The 22,875-nt window shown below is 52.5% G+C and carries 24 protein-coding genes; 21 read left to right on the forward strand and 3 right to left on the reverse strand.

All coding sequences use genetic code 11. The annotated features are described in order from the left end of the window. Nucleotides 1-12 precede the first annotated feature (12 nt). The 15 genes from KJB30_RS06895 to KJB30_RS06960 all read left to right on the forward strand — a co-directional run bounded on the left by KJB30_RS06895 (nucleotide 13) and on the right by KJB30_RS06960 (nucleotide 14,124). Nucleotides 13-2,952, forward strand: a complete 2,940-nt coding sequence (locus KJB30_RS06895) for a 4Fe-4S dicluster domain-containing protein (RefSeq protein WP_214297280.1) — start codon at nucleotides 13-15, stop codon at nucleotides 2,950-2,952. 97 nt (nucleotides 2,953-3,049) lie between these two features. After that, entirely contained in the window at nucleotides 3,050-4,927 is a 1,878-nt protein-coding gene (locus tag KJB30_RS06900) for a quinol:electron acceptor oxidoreductase subunit ActD (protein ID WP_214297282.1), read from the forward strand. Beyond that, complete coding sequence (locus KJB30_RS06905) at nucleotides 4,914-5,993, forward strand: hypothetical protein (protein ID WP_214297284.1); 1,080 nt, start codon at nucleotides 4,914-4,916, stop codon at nucleotides 5,991-5,993. Before KJB30_RS06900 ends, KJB30_RS06905 begins: the two co-directional genes overlap by 14 nt. Nucleotides 5,994-5,996: 3 nt before the next feature. After that, on the forward strand, nucleotides 5,997-6,536 hold the full coding sequence (locus KJB30_RS06910; RefSeq protein WP_367618941.1) for a cytochrome c3 family protein: 540 nt from the start codon (nucleotides 5,997-5,999) through the stop codon (nucleotides 6,534-6,536). Nucleotides 6,537-6,689: 153 nt separating this feature from the next. Beyond that, nucleotides 6,690-8,081 carry a cbb3-type cytochrome c oxidase subunit I gene (locus KJB30_RS06915; RefSeq protein ID WP_214297286.1) on the forward strand — a complete coding sequence of 464 codons (1,392 nt, stop codon included), beginning with the start codon at nucleotides 6,690-6,692 and terminating at the stop codon, nucleotides 8,079-8,081. Then, complete coding sequence (locus tag KJB30_RS06920; protein WP_214297288.1) at nucleotides 8,078-9,073, forward strand: cbb3-type cytochrome c oxidase subunit II; 996 nt, start codon at nucleotides 8,078-8,080, stop codon at nucleotides 9,071-9,073. Before KJB30_RS06915 ends, KJB30_RS06920 begins: the two co-directional genes overlap by 4 nt. A gap of 73 nt (nucleotides 9,074-9,146) precedes the next feature. Then, complete coding sequence (locus tag KJB30_RS06925; RefSeq protein ID WP_214297290.1) at nucleotides 9,147-9,359, forward strand: cbb3-type cytochrome oxidase assembly protein; 213 nt, start codon at nucleotides 9,147-9,149, stop codon at nucleotides 9,357-9,359. After that, nucleotides 9,356-9,637 (forward strand): hypothetical protein, encoded by a 282-nt coding sequence (locus KJB30_RS06930; RefSeq protein WP_246545554.1) that lies wholly within the window; start codon nucleotides 9,356-9,358, stop codon nucleotides 9,635-9,637. The genes KJB30_RS06925 and KJB30_RS06930 overlap by 4 nt, the downstream gene beginning before the upstream one ends. Before the next feature lie 3 nt (nucleotides 9,638-9,640). Further along, on the forward strand, nucleotides 9,641-9,949 hold the full coding sequence (locus tag KJB30_RS06935; RefSeq protein WP_214297292.1) for a hypothetical protein: 309 nt from the start codon (nucleotides 9,641-9,643) through the stop codon (nucleotides 9,947-9,949). Beyond that, nucleotides 9,946-10,428: a c-type cytochrome gene (locus KJB30_RS06940; protein WP_214297294.1), complete on the forward strand. Its 483-nt coding sequence runs from the start codon at nucleotides 9,946-9,948 to the stop codon at nucleotides 10,426-10,428. The genes KJB30_RS06935 and KJB30_RS06940 overlap by 4 nt, the downstream gene beginning before the upstream one ends. Nucleotides 10,429-10,545: 117 nt before the next feature. Beyond that, nucleotides 10,546-10,914 (forward strand): DUF488 domain-containing protein, encoded by a 369-nt coding sequence (locus KJB30_RS06945; RefSeq protein WP_214297296.1) that lies wholly within the window; start codon nucleotides 10,546-10,548, stop codon nucleotides 10,912-10,914. A 53-nt stretch (nucleotides 10,915-10,967) separates the two neighbouring features. Beyond that, nucleotides 10,968-11,825 carry a GGDEF domain-containing protein gene (locus tag KJB30_RS06950; RefSeq protein ID WP_214297298.1) on the forward strand — a complete coding sequence of 286 codons (858 nt, stop codon included), beginning with the start codon at nucleotides 10,968-10,970 and terminating at the stop codon, nucleotides 11,823-11,825. A gap of 259 nt (nucleotides 11,826-12,084) precedes the next feature. Next, the gene (locus tag KJB30_RS18635; protein ID WP_246545555.1) at nucleotides 12,085-12,219 is read left to right on the forward strand and encodes an NAD(P)-binding protein; all 135 of its coding nucleotides are present in this window, start codon (nucleotides 12,085-12,087) and stop codon (nucleotides 12,217-12,219) included. Between the two features lie 51 nt (nucleotides 12,220-12,270). Next, nucleotides 12,271-13,440, forward strand: a complete 1,170-nt coding sequence (locus tag KJB30_RS18420) for an FAD-dependent oxidoreductase (protein WP_496198529.1) — start codon at nucleotides 12,271-12,273, stop codon at nucleotides 13,438-13,440. 51 nt (nucleotides 13,441-13,491) lie between these two features. Next, nucleotides 13,492-14,124 carry a transmembrane 9 family protein gene (locus KJB30_RS06960; protein ID WP_214297302.1) on the forward strand — a complete coding sequence of 211 codons (633 nt, stop codon included), beginning with the start codon at nucleotides 13,492-13,494 and terminating at the stop codon, nucleotides 14,122-14,124. A 30-nt stretch (nucleotides 14,125-14,154) separates the two neighbouring features. Here the strand turns inward: KJB30_RS06960 and KJB30_RS06965 are convergent, their stop codons facing one another. Beyond that, complete coding sequence (locus KJB30_RS06965; protein ID WP_214297304.1) at nucleotides 14,155-15,285, reverse strand: mechanosensitive ion channel family protein; 1,131 nt, start codon at nucleotides 15,283-15,285, stop codon at nucleotides 14,155-14,157. Between the two features lie 179 nt (nucleotides 15,286-15,464). On the opposite strand from KJB30_RS06965, the gene KJB30_RS06970 reads away from it, so the two are divergent. The 6 genes from KJB30_RS06970 to KJB30_RS06995 all read left to right on the forward strand — a co-directional run bounded on the left by KJB30_RS06970 (nucleotide 15,465) and on the right by KJB30_RS06995 (nucleotide 19,978). Beyond that, nucleotides 15,465-15,917, forward strand: a complete 453-nt coding sequence (locus KJB30_RS06970) for an SRPBCC family protein (protein ID WP_214297306.1) — start codon at nucleotides 15,465-15,467, stop codon at nucleotides 15,915-15,917. 167 nt (nucleotides 15,918-16,084) lie between these two features. Then, the gene (locus tag KJB30_RS06975; RefSeq protein WP_214297308.1) at nucleotides 16,085-16,534 is read left to right on the forward strand and encodes an AtaL-like protein; all 450 of its coding nucleotides are present in this window, start codon (nucleotides 16,085-16,087) and stop codon (nucleotides 16,532-16,534) included. Nucleotides 16,535-16,677: 143 nt separating this feature from the next. Further along, nucleotides 16,678-17,727 (forward strand): NAD(P)-dependent alcohol dehydrogenase, encoded by a 1,050-nt coding sequence (locus KJB30_RS06980; protein WP_214297310.1) that lies wholly within the window; start codon nucleotides 16,678-16,680, stop codon nucleotides 17,725-17,727. A gap of 41 nt (nucleotides 17,728-17,768) precedes the next feature. Beyond that, the gene (locus KJB30_RS06985; RefSeq protein ID WP_214297312.1) at nucleotides 17,769-18,773 is read left to right on the forward strand and encodes a YhdH/YhfP family quinone oxidoreductase; all 1,005 of its coding nucleotides are present in this window, start codon (nucleotides 17,769-17,771) and stop codon (nucleotides 18,771-18,773) included. Between the two features lie 23 nt (nucleotides 18,774-18,796). Then, nucleotides 18,797-19,366, forward strand: coding sequence for a flavodoxin family protein (locus KJB30_RS06990; RefSeq protein ID WP_214297314.1), 570 nt, complete (start codon nucleotides 18,797-18,799; stop codon nucleotides 19,364-19,366). A 39-nt stretch (nucleotides 19,367-19,405) separates the two neighbouring features. Next, nucleotides 19,406-19,978 carry a flavin reductase family protein gene (locus KJB30_RS06995; protein WP_214297316.1) on the forward strand — a complete coding sequence of 191 codons (573 nt, stop codon included), beginning with the start codon at nucleotides 19,406-19,408 and terminating at the stop codon, nucleotides 19,976-19,978. On the opposite strand, the gene KJB30_RS07000 is transcribed toward KJB30_RS06995, so the two are convergent. Continuing rightward, nucleotides 19,942-22,041 (reverse strand): heavy metal translocating P-type ATPase, encoded by a 2,100-nt coding sequence (locus KJB30_RS07000; protein ID WP_214297318.1) that lies wholly within the window; start codon nucleotides 22,039-22,041, stop codon nucleotides 19,942-19,944. The two genes, KJB30_RS06995 and KJB30_RS07000, sit on opposite strands and share 37 nt — an antisense overlap. Further along, nucleotides 22,028-22,789, reverse strand: coding sequence for a sulfite exporter TauE/SafE family protein (locus KJB30_RS07005; protein WP_214297320.1), 762 nt, complete (start codon nucleotides 22,787-22,789; stop codon nucleotides 22,028-22,030). Before KJB30_RS07005 ends, KJB30_RS07000 begins: the two co-directional genes overlap by 14 nt. Between the last annotated feature and the right edge of the window lie 86 nt (nucleotides 22,790-22,875).

The raw sequence follows: 22,875 nt of genomic DNA on the forward strand, positions 1-22,875 counted from the left end.
GAGGATCTGTTGATGCCCATATCCAGACGTACATTCATGTGGCTTACTGGAGGAAGCGGAGTTGCACTTGCGACCGACCCTTCCAGAAAACTGATCAACAAGCTGATTCCTCAGATAATTCCCCCTGAAAATATCAAACCTGGAGAATGGGTCTCCTTTGCTACCACCTGTCGGGAGTGTCCGGCCGGGTGCGGCGTGCATGTCAGGCATCGGGATGGACGTGCGACCAAGGCAGAGGGCAATCCATTGCACCCTATCAATCGCGGCAGGTTATGCCCCCGGGGGCAATCGGCACTGCAGGGACTTTATGATCCGGACCGTCTGAAATCTGTAGTGCAGCGTACCAGGCAAGGGCGCGAAGCGCGGAGTTCCTGGACTGAAGCCCTGGAAGCTATCAGTAGCCGACTTAAAGCCGGGGATCGGGCTATCATCCTTTCCAGCCTTCAGACCGGATCGTTGGCCGAGGTGATGAAACAGTTCACGGACAGGTTTGGTGCAGGTCGTCTGCTGATGTATGAAGCCTTCAACCATGAGCCTCTCAAGACTGCCAATGAAAAACTGTTCGGCCTGCCATTGATTCCTTCCTTTGACATCGGAACAAGTGAAATGGTTATCAGCTTTTGTGCAGATTTCCTCGAGACATGGATTTCTCCGGTATCTTTTGCTGCCCAGTTTGGCGACATGCACGCTTTTCATGGAAAGCGAGCTGGTTCCAAAGAAGTTCGTGCCCAGGATCTGAACAGGTTTGTCTATGTGGGGCCACGACTCTCAATGACAGCGGCTAATGCCGATGAATTCGTGCAGGTGCCGCCTGGTGCGGAGCGGTTGGTTGCATTGACCCTGGTGAAAATCATCGTGGAGAATGGGTGGGGGAGTAATGATCTTGCTTCATTCATGCCGGCAATCAACCGTTTTTTAAAGCAATGCGGACCAGTGCCCGGAATTTCTCCGAAAAGACTGATCAAACTGGCTGTGATGTTTACTGACGCACAGAGCAGTGTCGCCCTTGCAGGTCCCTTGGGAGCCAACAATCAAATTGCCATGGAAACAGCTGTTGCAGTTGGATTGCTAAACCATGCTGCCGGTCGAACCTCTCAAAATGTCGATTTTTCGCGGCCGCATGCACTCTCTGCCACCGCACGGGAGGCTGAACTCCAGGGTGTGCTGGCAGGCATCGGACCCAGGGAAATAGTTTTTGTGCACGATACCAATCCTTTTTACAGCAGGCCTGACATTGCGCCTTTTATCCGTAAGGCAGGTATGGTCGTTTCCATGGGCACTTTGATGGATGAAACCGCCAAAGCTTCGGATTGGGTGCTGCCTATGGATTTCCCTCTTGAAATGTGGGGTGATTATGAACCTGTCGCGGGTGTTAACGGGATCATGCAGCCTACAATGGGACGCCTGTACGATACCTGCTCTCCCGGTGATCTGTTTCTGGAACTGTCCCGCCGAACTGGACAACCTTTGTCCAGAACCGGCACGAGTCAGCCGCCACAGGATTTTCTCGCATGGATTAGGCAGCGCTGGGAAGTATTGCGCACCAAGACGGACCCAAATACACCGAGCGAAGAATTCTGGATGGATGTGCTCCGCAAAGGCGGGTTGTGGAAAGAGCGTGAAAAACCTCGTCCGGTTCAGTTGAAACAGTCGGAAATAGCTTTTACCCCCTTCCCGAGAGAGCAACAGCAGGCTACCGATGCGGCGGAGCTGTGGTTATGGGCTTCGATCATGCTCTATGACGGACGACTGGCGAACCGGGGGTGGCTGCAGGAAGCACCTGACCCGATCACTTTTTACGTATGGGGGAACTGGATCGATATTCATCCCGGCAAGGCTGCCGGGTTGGGACTGAAGGATGGTGATCTGGCTGAATTGACAACCTCTGCAGGTATGGTTCGTGCCCCGGTGAGAATCAGCAAAGAGGTTCACGAACAGACGGTTGCTCTGGCCTACGGTCAGGGGCATTCAGAGATGGGAAAGAATGCCAGGGGTGTTGGAACTAATGCTTTCATGCTTGGCAGGGAAACTGCCACCGGTATGTTTGGTACCTGCAGGATTCGCAGGGTGGAAAGAAGTGATGACTATGGTCCCCGGGCAACAGCACACAGCACCGAGCAATTTGGACGGGAAATAGTGCAGTGGGCCCCGTTTTCCCAAGTCAGTACCATGGAACCAGGGGATGGTGAAAAGTTGATCATGCCGCTGCCGGAAGGCTACCGCTCCGGCAAGGACATGTATCCCAAACGGGAATATCTGAAGCATCGCTGGGCAATGGTGATTGACCTGCAACGCTGTATCGGCTGCGGAGCCTGCTCTGTTGCCTGCTATGCCGAAAATAACATTCCGGTGATTGGAAAGGCAGGGGTGGGTGGGGGACGTGAAATGGCCTGGCTGCGGGTGCCTCCCTATCGAAAACCTGGCTCTATCATGCGATACGGTTGGCTGCCGATGCTATGCCAGCATTGCGATGCAGCCCCTTGCGAGCCGGTATGTCCCGTGTTTGCTGCAGTGCACAATGAAGAGGGATTAAATGCCCAGGTCTATAATCGCTGCATCGGTACACGTTATTGTTCCAACAACTGTCCCTATAAGGTTCGCAGGTTCAACTGGGTCAACATTGAGTGGAGAAAACCCCTTGATCTGCAGCTCAATCCAGAAGTGACGGTACGTTCTCGAGGGGTGATGGAAAAATGCACTTTCTGCATACAGCGCATTCGGGAGGTTGAATACCGGGCAGCACGTGAGAAGCGCCCTGTTCGTGATGGCGAAGTGCAGCCCGCCTGCGTGCAAACCTGCCCGACAAAAGTGTTTACCTTCGGCGACCTGCTGGACCCGAATTCCGAGGTTACGCGGCTGACCCGTAACGATCCGCGACGCTATCACGTACTGGAAGAGCTGAATACCAAACCGGCGATCGCATATCTAAAAAAGGTCGAGGTTGAGATTTAGCAGACAGATTGAGTGTTGAGATTTAGGTTGAGCGAAAAACCTCAACCTTAACCTTAACCTCAACCTGAACCTTACTCTGCCGTAACTGGAGTGTGATGTGAAGGAACTTGGCTACGGTGATATCAACGACGACGTGCTGAATGCGATGCGGCCCCCACGGCTTCCGTATCTGATAGCCGTGGCTTGTCTTGCCGCAGTCGTAGGCTATGCTGCACTGGTTTTGTTGTACCAGATTCAGAATGGAATCGGCGTCACCGGACTTAACCGTCCGGTAGGATGGGCTACCTATATAACCAATTTCGTGTTCTGGGTCGGCATAGCCCATTCCGGAACCCTGATCTCAGCAATCCTCTATCTGTTGCGGGCAAACTGGCGTGAACCGGTCTCGAGAGCTTCAGAGGCAATGACCATCTTTGCCGTTATGACTGCCGGACTTTTCCCGCTGATACATCTGGGGAGGCTGTGGGTCTTCTACTACATCATCCCTTACCCGTCCCAGCGTCAGCTCTGGCCGAACTTCCTCAGTCCTCTTGTCTGGGATGTATGCGCTGTCGGAACCTATTTTACCGTCAGCCTCATCTTCTGGTCAGTGGGAATGATTCCTGATCTGGCTGCTGCCCGTGACCGTTACGAGGAAGCGCTTGGTCCTGACCATATTCGCACCCGTATTTTCCGAATACTCAGTCTGGGATGGACCGGGTCCGGGACTCAATGGCTGCATTATAATCGTTCCTATCTCTACTTCGCCGCTCTTGCAACACCACTGGTCATTTCAGTGCATTCCGTTGTTTCCTGGGATTTTGCGGTGAGTCTTCTACCCGGGTGGCACAGTACAATCTTCCCCCCGTATTTTGTAGCAGGTGCGATTCACTCAGGCTTAGCCATGGTCTTGACCCTGCTGATCCCCATGCGGAAACTGCTCCACCTTGAGCGCATCATAACCCTGCATCATTTCGAAATGATCGCCAAAACCATCGTACTGACAGCGTCCATTGTCGGTTATGCCTATGCAGCGGAAGCTTTCATTGCGTGGTATTCGGGCGACAGGTTCGAATGGCAGCTTTATCACTGGCGCAGCACAGGCTCCCCAGCCTGGCTGTACTGGATGATCATTCCGCTTAATGTGCTGATTCCATGGATGTTTGTTTTTAAAAAAATACGTACCAGCTATGTCTGGCTCTTTTGCATCTCGTTGCTCATCAACGTGGGCATGTGGCTTGAGAGACTTTTCTTGATTTTCACCTCTCTGGCCCATGATTTCCTGCCCCACAACTGGGGCAGCTATGCTCCTACCTGGGTGGAAGTCAGCATAACGATCGGATCGTTTTCATTCTTCTTTCTCTGGTTTTTCGGGTTCAGCAAATTTCTGCCGACAGTGCCGATTGCCGAGCTTAAGACAAAGATTTCCGAGATGCAGATGCGGTCAAGCGAAGAGTGCGCCATGCGAGTTTCTCCTGGAAAAAGTCACCTGGCACATTCTTCTGTACTGGCGGTTTTTTCTCATGCCGGCGATATGTTGGAGGCCGTAAAGGCTGCATGCGGACATGGATTTACCATTATGGAAGTTTTTTCGCCAACAAAACTGGAAGAAGTGGAAAAAGTGATGGCCAGGCCGAAAAGTCCTGTCCGCTTCTGGACTCTTGCCGGTGCAATAGCAGGAATGGCCGGCGGTTTCTGGCTGGCCATCGGCACGGCTCTGGTCAACAGTCTGATTGTCGGAGGTAAACAGCCGGTTTCGCTGATTCCCTACTGTGTCATAGCTTTTGAAGGGACCGTGCTTCTTGGGAGTCTGGCGAATCTGTGCGGGCTTGTGCTACATGCCGGACTGTTCAAGTACAGGCTTCCTTCCTTTTATGATCGCCGCTTCAGCCGTGACAGGTTCGGTCTGCTGGTGAACTGTGACATTCACGATCAGGAACGGCTTCAGAAATTGCTTTCAACGACCCGGCCGGAGGAAATGCATGTCAGCCGCTGACTCCACAACTCGCCGCGTGTCTGCTGCGACGTGGATATGGCTGGTGCTGGCCATTGCCGGCAGCGGTCTGTGGATCATGCTTGTGACCAGCGGCGAAGCGGACCGGGCCTGGAGAGCACTGCTGTCCAATTTCATCTTCTTCACATCTCTGGCAGGAGGACTTGTAGTCTGGCCGGCCGTAGCGCAGACCTGCAATGGCAGATGGCACTCAGGCGTGGAACACCTTGCTGCGTCAGGGATCTCATTCTCGCTCCCCTCGCTCCTGGTACTCGTGCTGCTCTGGTTTGGCAGCCCCTCCTGGTCTCCCTGGTATGGGATCGAACATCATCAGGGAATCTGGTTGAACAATTCATTCCTGTTTGCTCGTGACCTGGCTGCTCTTTTTTTGTTCTGGGCAGCCGCCTGGATTTTTATTATTAGACGGCGTACCGGGGAAGCCCGAATAACTGGGGGGATACTGATTGTCGTATATTGCCTGGTGTTTTCCCTGCTTGGTTTTGATCTTGTCATGGCGCTTGATCCACGTTGGTTCAGCACCCTGGCAGGAGGTTATTTCTTCATATCCGGCCTCTATATTGCCGCTGCCTGTTGGGCTTTTTTATGCTCGTGTGAGTCGGAAAGAAGTGCAACGGAACGTCACGATCTCGGGCGCCTCGTACTCTGTTTCAGCCTGATGACCGCTTACCTGATGTATTCACACCTGCTCCCGATCTGGTACGAAAACCTGCCCCACGAAGTACGGTTTCCCATGAATCGAATAAAACCTCCTTCATGGAGAATTGTAAGTTTCATTTTGCTTGCCACAGTGTACCTGGGACCGCTTGTGATGCTTCTGACCGAGTGGGCGAAACGCAACAGGATAACGCTTGGAATGATTTCGCTGATCATCCTTGTTGGAATGTGGGGGGAGCGGTGGTGGTTGATAGCGCCGACATTCGAGAAGGCGTCCCGGCTGGGTATGGTTGAACTTTCGGCAGCAGCAGCCTTAAGCGGAATACTTGGTCTGGGTATCGGGTTGTATCGCAGGTTTGGGCCACACCTGATGCGATTCGGTAAGGAAGAGTGACACGTGGGCGATACCCGGCAGATAGAGAAAAAATTCATGTGGAAGCCTGCTGTGGTCAGCCTGCTGGTGCTGCTCTTGGGGTTTCTGGCCGCACTGGTGCTCTATGGCGTGGTCTATCCGACGTATCTGGGGGTTCGTCAGCCGATACCTTTCAGCCACCGGGTACATGTGTACACAAAGCATATCAGCTGCATGATGTGCCACTCCCAGGTGGCAACTTCCGCCAGGGCAGGCATTCCGCCGTTACAGACCTGTCTTTTGTGTCATGAGCGGATCATCAGGACCCATCCATATATCGTCAAACTCCGGGAACATTTTCAGCAGGGGAAACCGGTCATATGGGAGCGGGTAAACTGGGTGCCCGAGTTTGTTTATTTCAATCACTCAATGCATATCAATAAAGGTATTGACTGCGGCATATGCCACGGAGATGTCTCCATGATGGATCGGGTGGTGCCTAAACAGGAGTTTCAGATGGGATTTTGTATTGAGTGTCATCGCAGGAATAACGCGACACATGATTGTATGGGATGCCATCGGTGAGGCGGGAAAGGCAACCACCCCTCTCCCCGGCCCTCTCCTTTAGGCCCTATGGGTCCACTGAGGGGAGAGGGGGCGAAAGCTCCCTTCCCTTTATGGGAGGACCCAAAGGGTTGGAGGAGGGTGCATTGCCGTCTGAGTAACAACGAGAACTCTATGACACGTTATTTCAAAAAACCCAACAGCGCATCACTTGCCTTCATGGTCGCGGGAGCGGTCTGGTTCGTGGTAGGCGCGGTATATGGGATGTTTTCCGCCATTCACCTGGTGTCGCCGGAATTCCTTCCCGAAGTCGCCTGGCTGGTATTCGGGCGTGAGCGACCGGTCCATGTCAACACCATGTTGTATGGCTTTGTCGGAACCATGTTGATCGGCTGCGGGCTTTACTGCGTTCCGATGCTGCTCAGAACCAGGCTCTGGTCTGAACCTCTGGCCTGGGGCGGATTCGTCCTCTGGAATCTTGTGATCCTAAGCGGGCCATTGGGCTTTGCCTTCGGGTACACCCAGGGGCGTGAGTACAGCGAATACACCTGGTCAGCCGATATGCTCCTGATGGTGGCGGTGACTCTGATTATCATAAACCTGATCATGACCATCGTGCATCGCACTGAGCAGCAGTTATATGTCTCCATCTGGTATTTCGTGGCTGCATTTCTCTGGACCGCCGGAAACTATCCTATCGGAAATGTCATGTGGCACCCGGCAACCGGAGCCATGCCCGGCTTGATCGATTCCATTTTCCTCTGGTTCTGGGGTCACAATCTTCCCGGACTGTTTATAACGCCGCTTGCTACTGGAGCCGCCTATTTCGTTATTCCAAGAGTTGCCCGTACGCCGCTTAATTCACACACCTTGTCGCTGCTCGGGTTCTGGCTGCTGGTGGCGCTTTATACCCACATCGGTGGACATCATGTGCTCCAATCACCGATCCCTAACTGGTTGAAGGCGGTCTCCATTGTCGACTCCGTTGCCATGGTGGTGCCGGTAACGATCGTGGTGCTCAATCTGTGGCTGACAGCACGCCAACGCGGTGCAGTGGTGTGGGGGGACCCGGCGGCCCGGTTGGTAATGGCCGGAATCGTCTGGTACCTGATCACCTGCATCCAGGGACCGGTCCAGTCACTTCCCTACCTGCAGCGGGTCACCCATTTCAATAACTGGACCGTCGGCCATGCCCATATAGCCATGCTCGGTTTCGGCGGGTATATCGCCCTCGGGGCTATGTACCACATCCTGCCGATGGTTACAGGTCGCAGTGTCTATTCAGCCAGACTCATCAATCTCCAGTTCGGGCTGATCACCTTCGGCTTGACCGGTTTCTTTCTTGTTCTGACCGCTGCCGGACTTGTCCAGGGTACATCGTGGAATAACGGAGAAACAGTTTACCGCGTGCTCCCGCAACTGAGGCCGTTCATGGTCTCCAGGGCAGCACTGGGCATCTTCATACTGACTGCTTCCATTATAGGTCTGATCAACCTGATCATGACGATTACCCATGGTCGCAAGCTTGCTCCTGAAGAGCTGGATCAAGCAGAGGAGGGTTTATGAAGATGACCCCGGCTCTGCTTATCGTCGGTGCGCTGATGGTCTTCTGGGCTTCCAGTTTCATCATAGTTGGGCTTCCCTCTTTGACCATGAAGGATGAACCCTCCGACATCTGGCGTCAATTGACGCCTGACGAACAGGCGGGCCTGCGCCTGTATGTGCAGAACGGCTGCAGCTATTGCCATTCACGGTACATCAGGATCAACGACTGGGATATCGGTGCGGAACGCATCGCCCAGAGCGGCGACTACGTCGGTCAGGAACCGGCAATTCTCGGCACCGAAAGAACCGGTCCTGACCTTTCCCAGGAAGGAGGGGAGCATCCCGATGATTGGCACATATCACATTTCAACAACCCACGCTTCACTAGCCCGATTTCACTGATGCCCTCCTGGAAGTTTCTGGGGGCCGAGAAAATACGGCAGCTGACCGCCTTTGTCCAGGCAATGGGGGGCAAAATGGCGGATAGCAGGATGAAGCGTCAAAACCACTATAAACGGGCAGCCATTGCAGCGTTTGAGGCGGGGCCTGACGGGAATATTACCTGGCTTCATTCCCAGGTCCCGGAAGTCTGGCGCAAGATGCCCAATCCTTATCCTGCAACAGAGGCCTCCCTGCTGCGAGGCAAGCGGATCTACCAGGATTTCTGCATCAACTGCCATGGTCCGATTGGCGACGGTCAGGGGATGGCTGCTCTTCAGACCTATCCGCCGCCGCTTAACTTCACAACCCTGCGTCGGCACCTGGTGGAGAACAAATACATCGGCGGCATTTTTTACTATCAGATCATGAACGGAGTAACCGGCACAGCGATGCCGTATTTTAAAAAACATCTCGAATCGGAAAAAATATGGGACTTGTCAAATTACCTGGGAGTTACATTTCTTGGTTTTACCGATGCCAACACTGATCCACGTGGGATCGATGCCGCCTACGAGGAAGAATGGAAAAACAATTACCAGGCACCTGAACTGCCAGGGCAACCGGGAAAATGAAGAAAAAGGACCCAGTGCAAATCTCCCTTCCAACCAAAAGGGGAAAGTTTAAAGAAACTTTTACGAGAGAACCATGAATGGACCTACTGATAGCGCAACTTTTTTTTACATGTGGATCGGGTTTCTCTTTCTGATGATCGCCGGGATCCTTCTGGTTTTTATCTGGGCGATCCGGTCCGGTCAGTTCAAGGACCAGGATCGCGCCCGTTACTTACCGCTTTCGGATCAGCGTAAGAGGTACCCTGGAGAGAAACAAGCTGCTGAAAAACGGGGCAAACAATCATGATGATGTTCGATGTCTTTGTTCAGCATGATCGTTGGGTTCTGCTTACGTTACTGGCCGGAACTATACTGACGATCCTTTTATGTCTTGGTTATTGGGCCCTATGGCGTCCGAGGGAAATGGAAACCATGCAGGAACAGATCAGGATCACGGGGCCGATTTCTTTTCTTCACTGGATCGTGAATTTCATGCCGTGGGTTGTGATTCTGGTGATTTTGATAAGTATTGCCTACACCATCACACATTTGCTGGATGCTACGCTGCATCTGCCTAATTGGTGAGCCATGGAAAGACAGAGAAAATATGATGAGGAAAGGGAACTGCCATCGCCTTGGGAATGGGTGATCATTACCTTGTTCAGTGCTTCGATCGTGCTGTTCGGATTGCTGGTATACCATTTGATTCAGGAAGGTCCCCGATATTGGGATTTTGGCCAGTTGCCGGATACGCCGGCTGAATCGATTTATTCCACCAAAGCACCACCCACTCGGACGGTGGTACCGCGACAGATGCCGGTGCTGCCGGGATCGCAGCCGCTGAATCCTGCCAAGCCGCACCAGGAGCATTTGCGTGAAAGAGGGACAAGCCGGTGAAAAAACTGATTCTGTCACTTATGGCCCTGTTTCTTGTGGTCTTGATAGGACTTTATGCTGTGGTGCTTTATAACGGGCCTCGCATGAGAGTTCAGCAGCACATACGGGCATTCCAGGCGATTCTTCCTGCAGTACCACCGGGTACGGTAACCACCGATTGGCCGGATGCGAATAGGCCTGTGCTCCAGATACCAGTGACCGGGAGCATGTCCGGTCTTGAGCGGGGCAGGGTGTATTACCATTATTACTGCGTATTCTGTCATGGTGAAAAAGGAGATGGTCGTGGTCCGGTAGGACAGAGTTATGTGCCGGTGCCTGCCAACCTCACGGAATTGAGGATCAGGCAATACAACGACACGGAGCTGCTAAGGGCGATGCTGACGGGAAACGGACATGAACCAGTGCTGAAACGTGTTGTGGATCCCCAGCATGTCCGGGACCTGGCGGTGTTCGTGCGGTCACTGGGGGTGGTGCAGTAGCCGCAGATTTGCAGTTGAAGTTAAAAATCGTATTGCATTGAACGCAACTTTCACCCAAATACAGTTGATACGGAATTGCCTGTTCACCTTCTGGAAATACGCGATGGAGAAGAGCATATGATACAAATCAAACGAGTCTATGATCCACCGGATGACCTTGACGGTACGCGATTTCTCGTGGAACGCCTGTGGCCGCGGGGAATGAAGAAAGAAAGCCTGAAAATGGACGGGTGGATAAAAGATGTGGCACCCAGTGACGCACTGCGACACTGGTTCGGGCATGAGCCTGCCAAATGGGAGGAGTTCCAGCACCGTTACACTGCCGAGCTGGAGGAACACAGTGACTTTTGGGAGCCGCTTTTGGCAGAGGCACGTCAGCGTACCGTAACGCTGCTCTACAGCGCCCACGACCATGAGCACAACAACGCCCTAGCCCTCAAGGAGTTCCTTGAGGAGAGACTGAAGAGAAGTACGCACACCCACTGACTAAACAGCTTGATGGGATGGAAGGCAATGAACTTGCTTAGGAGACCAAACCATTGAAACCATTCTGGAAGTATGAGGCCAGGTTGCAGGAATACTTCAACAAAAAAACCATTGTCCTGGGTTGGGGGGTGTCAGGTATTCTAGCTGTGGCTGCCGCTGACTACCTGATCCACCCGGAATATTCTCTTTCCCTCTTTTACCTGTTACCCGTAGTTCTTGTTGCATGGTTTGGCGGAAGAACGACAGGTATGCTGTTTTCCTTGTTTGCTGCACTTGCGTGGCTCGTTGCTGGATTACTTGAAAAGACATACCACGATTATCCCATTGCGCTTTATTGGAATGACTTAATGGAGCTCAGTTTCTTTCTTATAGTTTCCTTCACTCTATCGGCTCTTAAAAATGCGCTTGAGCAGGAGAAAAATTCGGCTAGAACGGATCATCTGACCGGGATATCGAACAGAAGAAACTTTTATGACCTCGTAGACCTGGAACTCAGTATCAGCAGTCGCTATGGCCACCCTTTCACCATAATCTCAATTGATATTGATAATTTTAAAACCGTCAATGACACGATGGGACATCTTGCGGGGGACACTCTTTTACGAATGGTGGCTGCCACCATGAAAGACAACATAAGAACTTCCGATATGGTGGCGAGACTGGGTGGGGATGAATTCGCCATATTTCTACCCGAGACGGGAAACAAAGCGGCTGAGGCTGTAATACTTAAAGTTAAAAATGGACTTATGGCTGCAGTGCAGCACGATTGGCCGGTAACATTCAGTATCGGCATGGTCACTTTTGTCAAACCGCCGGCAACCGTTGACGGAATGATTGCCAGGGCTGATGGTCTGATGTACGAAGCGAAGGTAGGGGGTAAAGATAAAATAAGGCATGAGATAGTAGGCTGAAACGCGAAGGAAACGGAATCCGGTTCTTCAAACAGCAAAATGTCAGTTGCTGAGGTAAAACCTGAATCCGTGACGTCTCCATGCTTTCGCTAGTCCGGAAGGCACCTGCCTCTGCATTTCTGGTCATTCATGACAGCCCGACGGAGGACCAACCGGGTGAGCAGTTTGTTGCCGCAAGGCGACGTTGGGCCCGGCTCTTTCCGGCCACTACAGCATTCCAACGTTACGGATTCAAGCAAAAGACAGAGGAGGACGATCAATGGCTAAAGAAAAGCTTGTTGTTATCGGTGGCGATGCAGCTGGGATGAGCGCTGCCTCTCAGGCCAAGCGCCGCCGCCGCGACATGGAGATCGTTGTTTTTGAAAGAAGCCCTCACACTTCATATTCTGCCTGAGGAATTCCCTACTATGTCGGCCGTGTTGTCGACACTGAGAAAACACTTGTTATCCGTTCTCCGGACACGTTTCGGGAGCGGGAAGGAATTGATGTAAGGGTCCTTCATGAAGTTGAGGAGATAGACACAGCAGGTAGAAAAATTCGTATTCGCAATTTGCAAAGCAAACAGGTGGAATGGGAAACTTTTGACCATCTTCTTATAGCTACTGGTGCGATTCCTGCCTGTCCGACCGTTCCCGGCGCTGGTGCTGTCGAGATTTGCGGGATTAACACTCTCCAGAGTGGAATTCGTTTGCGACGTATCATTGACGATAGAAACGCGAAAACAGCGGTTGTCGTCGGCGGTGGCTATATCGGCCTCGAAATGGCGGAGGCCATGCTCAGGCGTGGTATGGATGTATCGCTGATTGACCGTTCTCCTCAGGTGATGGGGACTCTTGATGAGGACATGGGGCAATTGGTTTCCCAGGCTCTGCTGGACTCTGGTGTAAAACTTTATCTGGAAGAAGCACTCACAGGGTTTGAGACAACAGGTGGGAAACTCACCGGAGTATCTACAGAAAAGCATAGCCTTCCGGCAGATGTTGTCATCCTCGGGCTCGGAGTAAAACCCAATACCTCACTTGCCGCGGCGGCCGGAATTCCCCTTGGAGAACAAGGTTCGATACGGGTGAATCAACGGATGGAAACCGGTATTACCGGAATCTGGGCCGCTGGAGATTGCGCTGAAACGTTTCACTTGGTCAGTCGTAAACCATTCTATATAGCACTCGGAACAGTCGCCAATAAGCAGGGGCGGGTTGCTGGAGTAAACCTTGGAGGTGGCTACGCCACTTTTCCTGGAGTCATGGGAACGGCTGTCACAAAAATATGTCATTTAGAAGTCGCCCGCACCGGCCTTCAGGAAAAAGAGCTCAGGAAGTTGGGATTTGAATGGGTAAGTACCGTGATCAAAAGTAGCACCAAGGCTGGATATTTCCCCGGCTCAGGAGAAATATCGGTTAAGGTATTTGCCGAAAAAGGTACTGGCCGTTTATTGGGAGGGCAGATAGTCGGTATGGAAGGCTCAGCCAAAAGGATAGATACTCTGGCCACCGCACTTCATGCGGGCCTTACGGTGGAAGAAATGATCAATCTCGACCTTGGCTACGCACCTCCCTTTTCACCAGTCTGGGACCCAGTTGTGATCGCTGCTCGCGAAGTGATAAAAAAACTTTGAAAATCGACAGACGATATCGATGCAGCGTTACAAACAGCAGGGAGATTCACAATGGAATCAGCGACCATGGAAGACCAGGTTCAGGTGCGCAGGAGTTATTTTCCCGGAATCAGCTGGGGGGCGATAACAGGCGGTCTGGTCAGCGGCATGGCCATATATATAGTTTTTGCGTTGTTTGGACTGGCTGCGGGTCTTACGCCGGTAAAAACGCTACGACCCTCCGAGACGATGCAGATCGTATCCAGTGTCTGGACCAGCATAAGCTTTATCGTTTCCGCCTTTGTGGGCGGGTATGTATCGGCGCGCATGTCGGGTTTGTCACGGCTGGCTGACGGTATCCTGCATGGCCTGGTGGTATGGGGCGTCAGCACTCTTGTGTTTACCTTTCTGCTGACCACCCCATTAGGTTCTCTTGTTGGGGGGAATTTTGCCCTGGTGGGACAGGAAGGGGGCATTGTCGCAGGGAAAGGGGCGGTTGGAGCTGAAGGGACTTCCAGACTGCAGTGGGGCCTGTTTTTTGGGGTTTTGTTTTCAATGGGACTCGGAATGTTCGGCGGAGCCATTGGTTCAAGGGCAGCGGTAAAACGTAGAATTCCTATCTCGAATGACCGAGGGAGCGGGATGCGGCAGAAGAGTGAAAAAGAAGCGAGGGAAGGCAGGAACGAAAAACCAATATGGGGTTAGTTTCCATCCGGAGCTTCCGGATAAAACCTGTCAGAAGGTAGGGCCCATTTCTGGGGGTTTGGGTTTGCCCTTCAACTTTGGGTCCTTTGTTTCGAAAACTTCCTTTGGCTCCAGCTCTGCTCGAAGTCTTGGCAGGCATTCGGGATAGTTGAGCCTGATGAATCTGATCATGTTTTCTCGCACGTAACACCTCAGTTCCCACATATGACCTGCATTGTTGGCGCTTACAATCGCCCGCAGTTCCAGTGACCGCTCCTTGGCGTCAGTTACATGCAGTACACACACCTCTTCGTTCCAGAATGAACTCGTTTTTACGAGTCTCTGCAGTTCTTCGCGTAGTTCTTCAACAGGAATAGTGTAGTCGGTATGGATGTACACAGTCCCCAGCAGGGAGGACGACATCCGGGTCCAGTTCTGAAAGGGTTTTTCCAGAAAATAAATAATGGGTACCACCATGCGTCGCAGGTCCCATATTTTCACGACCACATACGTAAGCGTTATTTCTTCGATAATCCCCCATTCTCCTTCCACTATTACCACATCATCGATTCGGATAGGTTGTGACAAGGCAATCTGGATTCCGGCAATGAAGTTGGCGATTGATCTTTGGGCTGCGATTCCGGCTATGATCCCGATAATTCCGGCCGAAGCCAGGATGCTGACGCCGAACTGTTTGATTCGTTCAAAAGTCATCAGCGCGATTGCAAAGGCAATTACAGTGATCACCACCAGCAGGATTTTGACCAGTACGTTGACCTTGGTGTGAACCGCCCGCGCCCTGAGGTTGTCCTGAGCCATGATGTCGTAACGTGCCAGTACGATGGTCTGCAGACCATCTATTGTATTGATCAGTAACCAGGTTCCGGAAACAATGAAGGAGAGGGTGAAGATATGGGTAAGAACTACCTTGATTTCCTGGTGGAAGGTGAGAAAAGGAGCAACCATCACGATCATCACCAGGGGCAGTATGATGCGCACCGGAGCAACCCAGCGGTCCACCATTCGCCTGTCAGTGAAAAACCAGCCCAGACCCGCGGCACGTTCCAGAAAGTGAAAGAGGAATCCGTACAGGATCAGTCCAACCATGAAAGCAGCGAAGATCAGGCCAAAGGAAAAGAGGGTGGATTCCCATCCTTTCAGGGCCTGCATGAGTTCCGGCATAGGGGCACCACCTGGGCTGTCGGAGGATTATCCTTTTTGATTGTAACAGCAGCGGATCATGTAGCAAGAACAGGTGGCAACTCATCTGATGCTGGCGCTGAAAAAACGCAGCGATGAAGATGTTTTCAGGCTTGATGGTACACTTAAAAAGGGAAGGTATCAGGTGTCAGGAGGATGAAATGGCTATTACTACGTTCAGAGTTCTTGTACATGCCCAGGCAGAAACCGTGTGGAAACTTCTTTATGACCGTATTGAGAACCCGCAGAATTATCAGCCGCTTATACTCGGGTCCCGAATTACCCAGCGTACACCAGAGGGGATAATCAGGGAATCAAAGGTTGTAAATGGTTCTATCCGTGAAAGAATTTCAGTCGTCATGAAGGAAAACGCCATTCACACGGTTGTGCTTGAGCATCCTCTTTCTACAGGCACCATCGTCACTCGGGTCTTACCTACTTCTATACAGAACCCGATGGCGCCGTTGCACATTGAGGTGCAGGTTAGGCTTGAAGCACAGGAACAACATCTGAAGGGAACAGGGCAGTACTATGAAGAGGAAGCGGTACGGCTGCTGGAAGAGGAAATGGAACGTGTGAAGGTGCGTGCGGAAGAGCTGGAACAGGTGCTCTGATGTTGTTGGATTCTTCGATCGGCATACATTGGCAGGCTTGTGGGACTGTGGCACAAGACCTATCGTTATCGTTTTTACGCTGCCTCTCTTGCCTCCTTTGCGCCTTTGACATCGCGGCCGCTACCGTTATTATTGTATAAAAGACTTCTTATTTTGGAGGCGCCCCGATGCTGATAACTTCATATGGAACCGTAATTCATGCCCAGGTGGACACGATCTGGAATCTGCTGCTTGACCGGGTGGAAAATCCACAAAAATACCAGCCAAGGATTCTGGAATCCAGGGTTGTGGAACGATTCAGTGAAGGGGTTGTCCGAGAGATGCGCATTGACGACATGCTGATCCGCGAGCGCATCACCTATGATGACGGCGAGCTGCTTGTTCATGCCGAACTGCTGGAGCATCCACGGTATCTCGGATTCCTGGATACTCGAGTGCTGCCAAGATCGGTACAGAATCCAACTTCACCTGTGAACCTTGATATCAATGTACATCTTGAACTGAAGGACAACCACAAAGAAGGGCTTGTAAAGCCTGATGCCAATCTGGAGGCTGCTATTCGAGAAGAGTTGGATACCATTCGCACGAAAGCAGAGGAGCTGGAAAAAATGGTATAAGGAGCGGCAGTTCATGCACATTATCTGCATGAACTATTTCTTCGTTGAATTTAGTGACGAAAAAAAATCCATGGTGGTCAAACTGCCATGGATTTCGCATTTAACAAGTATTCGAAAGAAAAACCTAAAAAGGAGGCGTTTTCATGTCAAAAGTACCTGCTTACGCAGCTCTGACTTCTGCCGCGCCGCTTGAGCCCTATACCATAGAACGACGTGAGCCTGGCCCCCATGACGTACTGATTGAGATTCTTTACTGCGGTGTCTGTCACTCCGATATTCATCAGGTGCGCGATGAATGGGGTGAAGCTGTTTTTCCCATGGTACCAGGCCATGAAATTGTCGGTACGGTGGTGGCTACCGGCAACCACGTTACCAGGTGGAAACGTGGCGAAGCTGTAGGAGTTGGCTGTTTTATAGGTTCCTGCCGCGACTGCGGTCCCTGCCGGGATGGTGAGGAGCAGTACTGTGAAAAGGGAATGAACCAGACCTACAACGGGCTTGAGCAGGACGGGATTACACCGACCTATGGCGGCTATTCCACCCGTATCACGGTAAACGAAAATTACGTTCTGCGCATTCCGCCGAATATGCCCCTGGAGCGGACCGCCCCGCTGCTTTGTGCAGGAATAACCACCTATTCTCCGTTGCGACATTTTGGAGTCAAAGCAAGAGATAAGGTAGCTATTGTCGGGTTAGGCGGTCTAGGACACATAGCAGTCAAGATCGCTAAGGCCATGGGAGCACATGTCACCGTACTCAGTCATTCCCCGGGAAAAAAGGAAGAGTCTTTGCGCCTTGGGGCCGATGATTTTATTGCAACTGGTGACCCGGAAGCTTTTTTCACGCATGCCCTGCACTTTGACTTCATTCTGGATACGGTTTCAGCGAAGCATGATTACAACAAGTACCTCAACCTGCTGAGACGTGATGGAACCATGGTGCTGGTCGGGATTCCTGATCCGGTTCCGCTTTCAGCTGCGGCATTGGTGATGCAACGTCGTCGATTGGCTGGGTCTCTGATCGGAGGCATCCGTGAAACCCAGGAAATGCTTGATTTCTGTTCCGAACACGGGGTAGTTTCCGACGTTGAGATCATTTCGATTCAGAGGATTAATGAAGCCTACGACAGGGTTGTGGCAAGTGATGTTCGCTATCGCTTTGTCATTGATCTCTCCAGTCTTAAAACCCCATAGGCTTTTGGGGCGATTCAATAAATGCATGAGGGAGAATTGGTATGGATGTGGTCACCTTCAGGGCACTGGTTGTAGAGAAAACGGGAGACAGGCAGTTTCTGCGCTCTGTTCGTGAAAAATCCATCGAAGACCTGTCGGCCGGTGATCTGGTGGTACAGGTTCATTATTCATCTCTTAATTATAAGGATGCCCTTTCTGCCACCGGTCATCCCGGAGTGACACGGCAGTTTCCCCATACACCCGGTATCGATGCGGCCGGTGAGGTGGTTTCCTGCACAAACGGGGCTTTTGATCCAGGTGACAAAGTGTTGGTCACGGGCCATGACCTGGGCATGGAAACCGATGGCGGCTTTGGCCAGTACATCCGCGTCCCCTCTAATTGGGCAATCAAACTTCCTGTTGGGCTGACGCTCCGTGAGGCCATGGCACTGGGCACTGCCGGTTTTACTGCAGCCCTGTCCGTGCTTAAGCTTGAGCGCAACGGAGTCAAGCCGGAATCGGGCGATGTTGTGGTTACCGGGGCCACCGGCGGGGTCGGAAGTATGGCTGTATCCATACTCGCTGCTGCAGGTTATCGGGTTGTTGCGGTCACCGGCAAGGAGGATCGGCATGAGTTCCTCATGAAGTGCGGTGCAGCTGAAGTTGTGTCCAGGGACCAGATCGTGGCGGGTGCGGAAAAGGCGCTGCTTCCCGAGCGCTGGGCCGGTGCCGTGGAGGTGTCCGGCGGTGCGCTGTTGTCGGCTGTGCTCAAGAGCACCAGGTATGGCGGTACGGTGACCTGTTGCGGAATGGTTGGTTCTCCGGAACTGCCAGTGAATGTGTATCCTTTTATCCTGCGAGGAGTAAGTCTGGTTGGGATTGATTCAGTTAATTGCCCCACTGAAACTCGCAGAGAAATCTGGCAGCGTCTGGCTGCACAGTGGAAACCTGCCCGGTTGGAAGAACTGGTTGCCGAACAGACCCTTTCCGGGCTGGAACCGGCGATACAGGCCATGCTTGATGGCAGTATCACTGGACGCGTTGTGGTAAATCTTTTAGAAAGCTGAACAACATTCAAGGAGAGAGCTGCATGAAAATCGTTACACTTCTGGGAAGTCCACGTTCAAACAAAAACAGTGCTACCATTGCCAACCGCGTGACCGCAACTACCGCACAACTCGGTGCTGAGGTCCACACTTACGAGCTGAACCGGCTTTCATACCGCGGTTGCCAGGGATGCTATGCCTGCAAGAAAACCAGCGATCATTGTGTCCTGAATGACGATCTGACCGAAGTCCTCTCCGCGGTGCAGGATGCAGATGCTGTGGTGCTTGCGTCTCCGGTGTATTACGGTGATGTGACCGCTCAGCTGAAAGGTTTCATTGACCGCTGTTATTCCTTCCTTAAACCCGATTACCTAACCAACCCCGATCCAAGCAGGCTCGGCCCGAAGAAGCTGGTTTTCGTGCTTACCCAGGGTAATCCTGATGAGGAATCCTTCAGCGATATCTTTCCCCGCTATGATGGTTTTCTGAAATGGATGGGGGTGACTGAGAGCCGTTTGATCCGTGTCTGTGGGGTTGGTCCTGCGAGTGTTGATGCGGTTCCCAAAAATTTCCTGCAGCAGGCTGATGCGTCAGCTCGGGCATTGATGTCCTGAGTTGCCCACCACATTGCTATTTTATAAGGAGCGAATACCATGAAACAATCTTTAGGGGCCAGAACCCTTCTTTTTCCGACACCAGTCCTGCTGGTGGGTACCTATGACGAGGCGGGCGTCCCCAATCTGATGAATGCGGCCTGGGGTGGTATCTGTTGTTCCCAACCTCCCTGCATATCGGTTTCCCTGCGCAAGGCAACCTACTCCTATGGCGCGATCATGGAGCGCAAGGCGTTTACCATTGGTATTCCATCGGAAGAGTATCTGAAGCAAGCGGATTATGTCGGGATAAGTTCGGGGCGCAGTGTGCGCAAGTTTGAGGTTGCCGGTCTGACTCCGGTGAGAAGCGAACTTGTCGATGCCCCTTATGCTGCTGAATTCCCTTTTGTCCTGGAGTGCCGCCTGCTGCACACTCTTGAAATAGGTTTGCACACCCTGTTTGTCGGTGAAATAGTGGATGTGAAGGCTGAAGCAAATGTGCTTGGTGAAGACGGTCTGCCTGACATCAGCAAGATCAAACCGCTGATTTTCGATACCAGCCACCGTAACTATCATGGCGTTGGTCCAGTGCTTGGTCAGGCGTTCTCCGCCGGCAAAGCGCTGGCTGAGTAAAGCTGGGGTAACGATGCCGGCTCCATTTCGGGAAAATTCATCACGCGCAAAGAATTGCCCAGCACCGTAAGACTTGAAACAACCATGGCAACTGCTGCCAGCAGAGGATGAAGCAGCCCTGCTGCAGCAGCCCCGAGGGCTATTGCATTGTAAAGAAAGCTCCAGGCAAAATTCTGCTTGATGATTTTTCCGGTATATCTGCTGAGACCGATCAGCCATGGAATCTGTTGCAGCTGATCTGAAAACATAATTACATTGCCCGCCTGTCTGGCCAGTTCCATTCCCGCCCCAAAAGCAATGCCCACATCCGCAGCAGCAAGTGCTGGAGCATCGTTAATACCGTCACCTACCATGGCTAGCTTTTCCCCGGCAGCAATGGCCATTGTAATGACAGCCAGTTTTTCCTCCGGACGGCACGGCGCTTCAACCCTTTTAATTCCGCACTGTTCCGCCATTGCCAACGCAGCAAGGTAGCGATCACCCGAGAGGATGGCGCTGGTGATATTCTGGCTGTGCAGCGCCTTGACAGTCTGACCTGCATCGGTACGCATCCGGTCTGTCAACAGGACATGTCCCCTGGTTTTCCCCTCCCATACTACATCAATGACTGTCCAGGGACCTTTGACTGGACGTTTGCATGTGCCGGCAAAGTCACTGGTTCCAGCAGTTACTTCACAGGTCCTACCCCGCCAGGTCACCATTCCGCTGATGCCTCTGCCGGGATGAACCTGCACACCTCTAACAGTACCGGTCTCGATGCCTTGATCCCGTGTAAAGGTTAGTATGGCACGTGCCAATGCATGTTCGCTTGCGGATTCCAGTGCGGCCAACCTGCCAAGCAATTCCAGTGGTTCGACGTCCGGGTCGGTTGTTATTGTTTCCAGTATCACAGGACAGCCGGCGGTAATGGTTCCGGTCTTGTCGAAATAGATGTGGTCGATTGTGCCTGCTGTTTCCATGGTGCGACCTCCGCGGACTACGATTCCGCTTCTTGCCGCGCGGGCCACGGAAAGGGTGGTTGCCAGCGGGGTCGCAATCCCGATTGTGCAAGGGCAGGCCACCACCAGCACTGCCAGAGCGCTCAAGCATCCCTGTGCCGGATCTCCGGCAGCTGCCCAGACAACCAGCGATCCTGCCGCAATGATCAGTACCAGCGGAATGAACAGTTTTGCTGCCCGTTCGGCGATGCATTCTGCTGTGGAAGGATTGCACCAGGCAGTGTCAATCATTTCTGCAATGTTGTTCAAAAGCAGGTCATCTCCAGTCTGTCGGGCGATTACCACCAGGCTGCCTGTTCCGTTGACGGTTCCGGCGATAACATTGTCTCCCGGCCCGCACAACCTGGGAAGAAATTCCCCGGTAAAAGGCGCTTCTTCGATGGTTGTGTTTCCTTCCATTATGCAGCCGTCCACCGGGATCCGTTCTCCTGGATGTACTCTGATCATGTCGCCTGGCTGAAGCAAGGCGGTTGTGACCTCTTCCAAGCCAGAGCAAGTAATGCGTTTGGCTGAAGCCGGAAGTAAGGAATCAAGACTCTCCAGCAGATCGCTGGCCCTTCTTTTGGCGCTGGATTCGATGAATGTGCCGAAGGTAACCAGAACCGGAAGCATCGTGGCGGTATCAAAAAATAATTCTCCTGTACCGCTCAGTGTGTTGAAGGCACTGACACCAAATGCGGTCAATGAACCTCCGGCAATCAGGATATGAAAGCTCTTCATCTCCTGAAGGGAACCTTTAATAAATGGAGGGAGTAGTACTATCAGCGCCAAGAGGGAGAGCACCAAAAGTACCATGCGGAAGGCCGGCAGAGTGTGTTCCTCGATGCTGCCGCTATACATGAGCAGGGATATCATCATGATGTTCATTGCCAGGAGGGTGCCAAAACCGAGCCGCAACAGGTGGCAGGAGGCCGGTCCCTGCTCTTGCTGCTTTCCTACGATCATGGCAGCAAGTCGACATGCATGGCAGCAGAAGAGGGTTTCCTGATTCGCGGCAGCCACACCGGGGATGGGCAGGCCGCAGTGGGTGCAGCGGCGATGAAGGGATTTCCTAGTGACGGACATCTTTGACCTGAGTCGGGTGGGGGCATTCGTGACGGTTGGACAGGCTCTGGACATGGACAGGCACGGAAGGGGAGCAGCCCAGGAGTGAATGATAGAAGCCGGTGCCCCTGAGTATGGTGCTGATACCGAGCAGGATCAGAATCAGACCACCAGCCCGGCTCCCCCAATTCCACAGGTGTACCCATCGTCCGGCAATGCCAACCAGCAGCAGCGGCAGCGTGGTTCCACATCCCACTGCGACCATGGTTGCCATGCCGCTTAGGACAGATCCGGTCTGAAGGGCATAGGCCAGGAAAGCAAGCAATACAGGGCAGGGGAGACAGCCATTGAGCATTCCCATAAAAAAGGTTGCTCCCATTGAGGGGGAATTTTTCAGGGTGCTGCAAAAGTCTCCCAGCAAACCGCCTGTCAGGCTACTTCGTTTCATCTTTGCCGGCAGCAGACCGAGCAGATTGATCCCCATCACCAGGATGAAGGTTCCTGTGATGAAACCTAAAACATTCTGGAGGCGGTTATAATCAAATATCACTTTCTGAATTAGGTCTCCGGTGTAGCCGACAATTGCACCCATGAAAATGTACATGGTGATTCGTCCAGCGTGCCAGAGCAGATGCAGGTGCATCACGCGGCGCCTGTCGGATTCCCGCGCCAGATGAACTACAAATCCACTACACATGCCGAGGCAATGGGCGAATGCCAGAAGGCCGCCGATGAAGCCGATCCAGAGGTGGTGGGAGAGGAGTTGCATGGGTGTATCCTGAGGAGGGATAGTGACTGAAGTACTGACTATCTGTTTCTTGACCGTTAAGAAAGTATAGCGGAGGAGTAGGTTAG

Origin of the sequence: Pelotalea chapellei (assembly GCF_018531195.1) — a bacterium.
Lineage (GTDB): Bacteria > Desulfobacterota > Desulfuromonadia > Geobacterales > Pseudopelobacteraceae > Pelotalea > Pelotalea chapellei.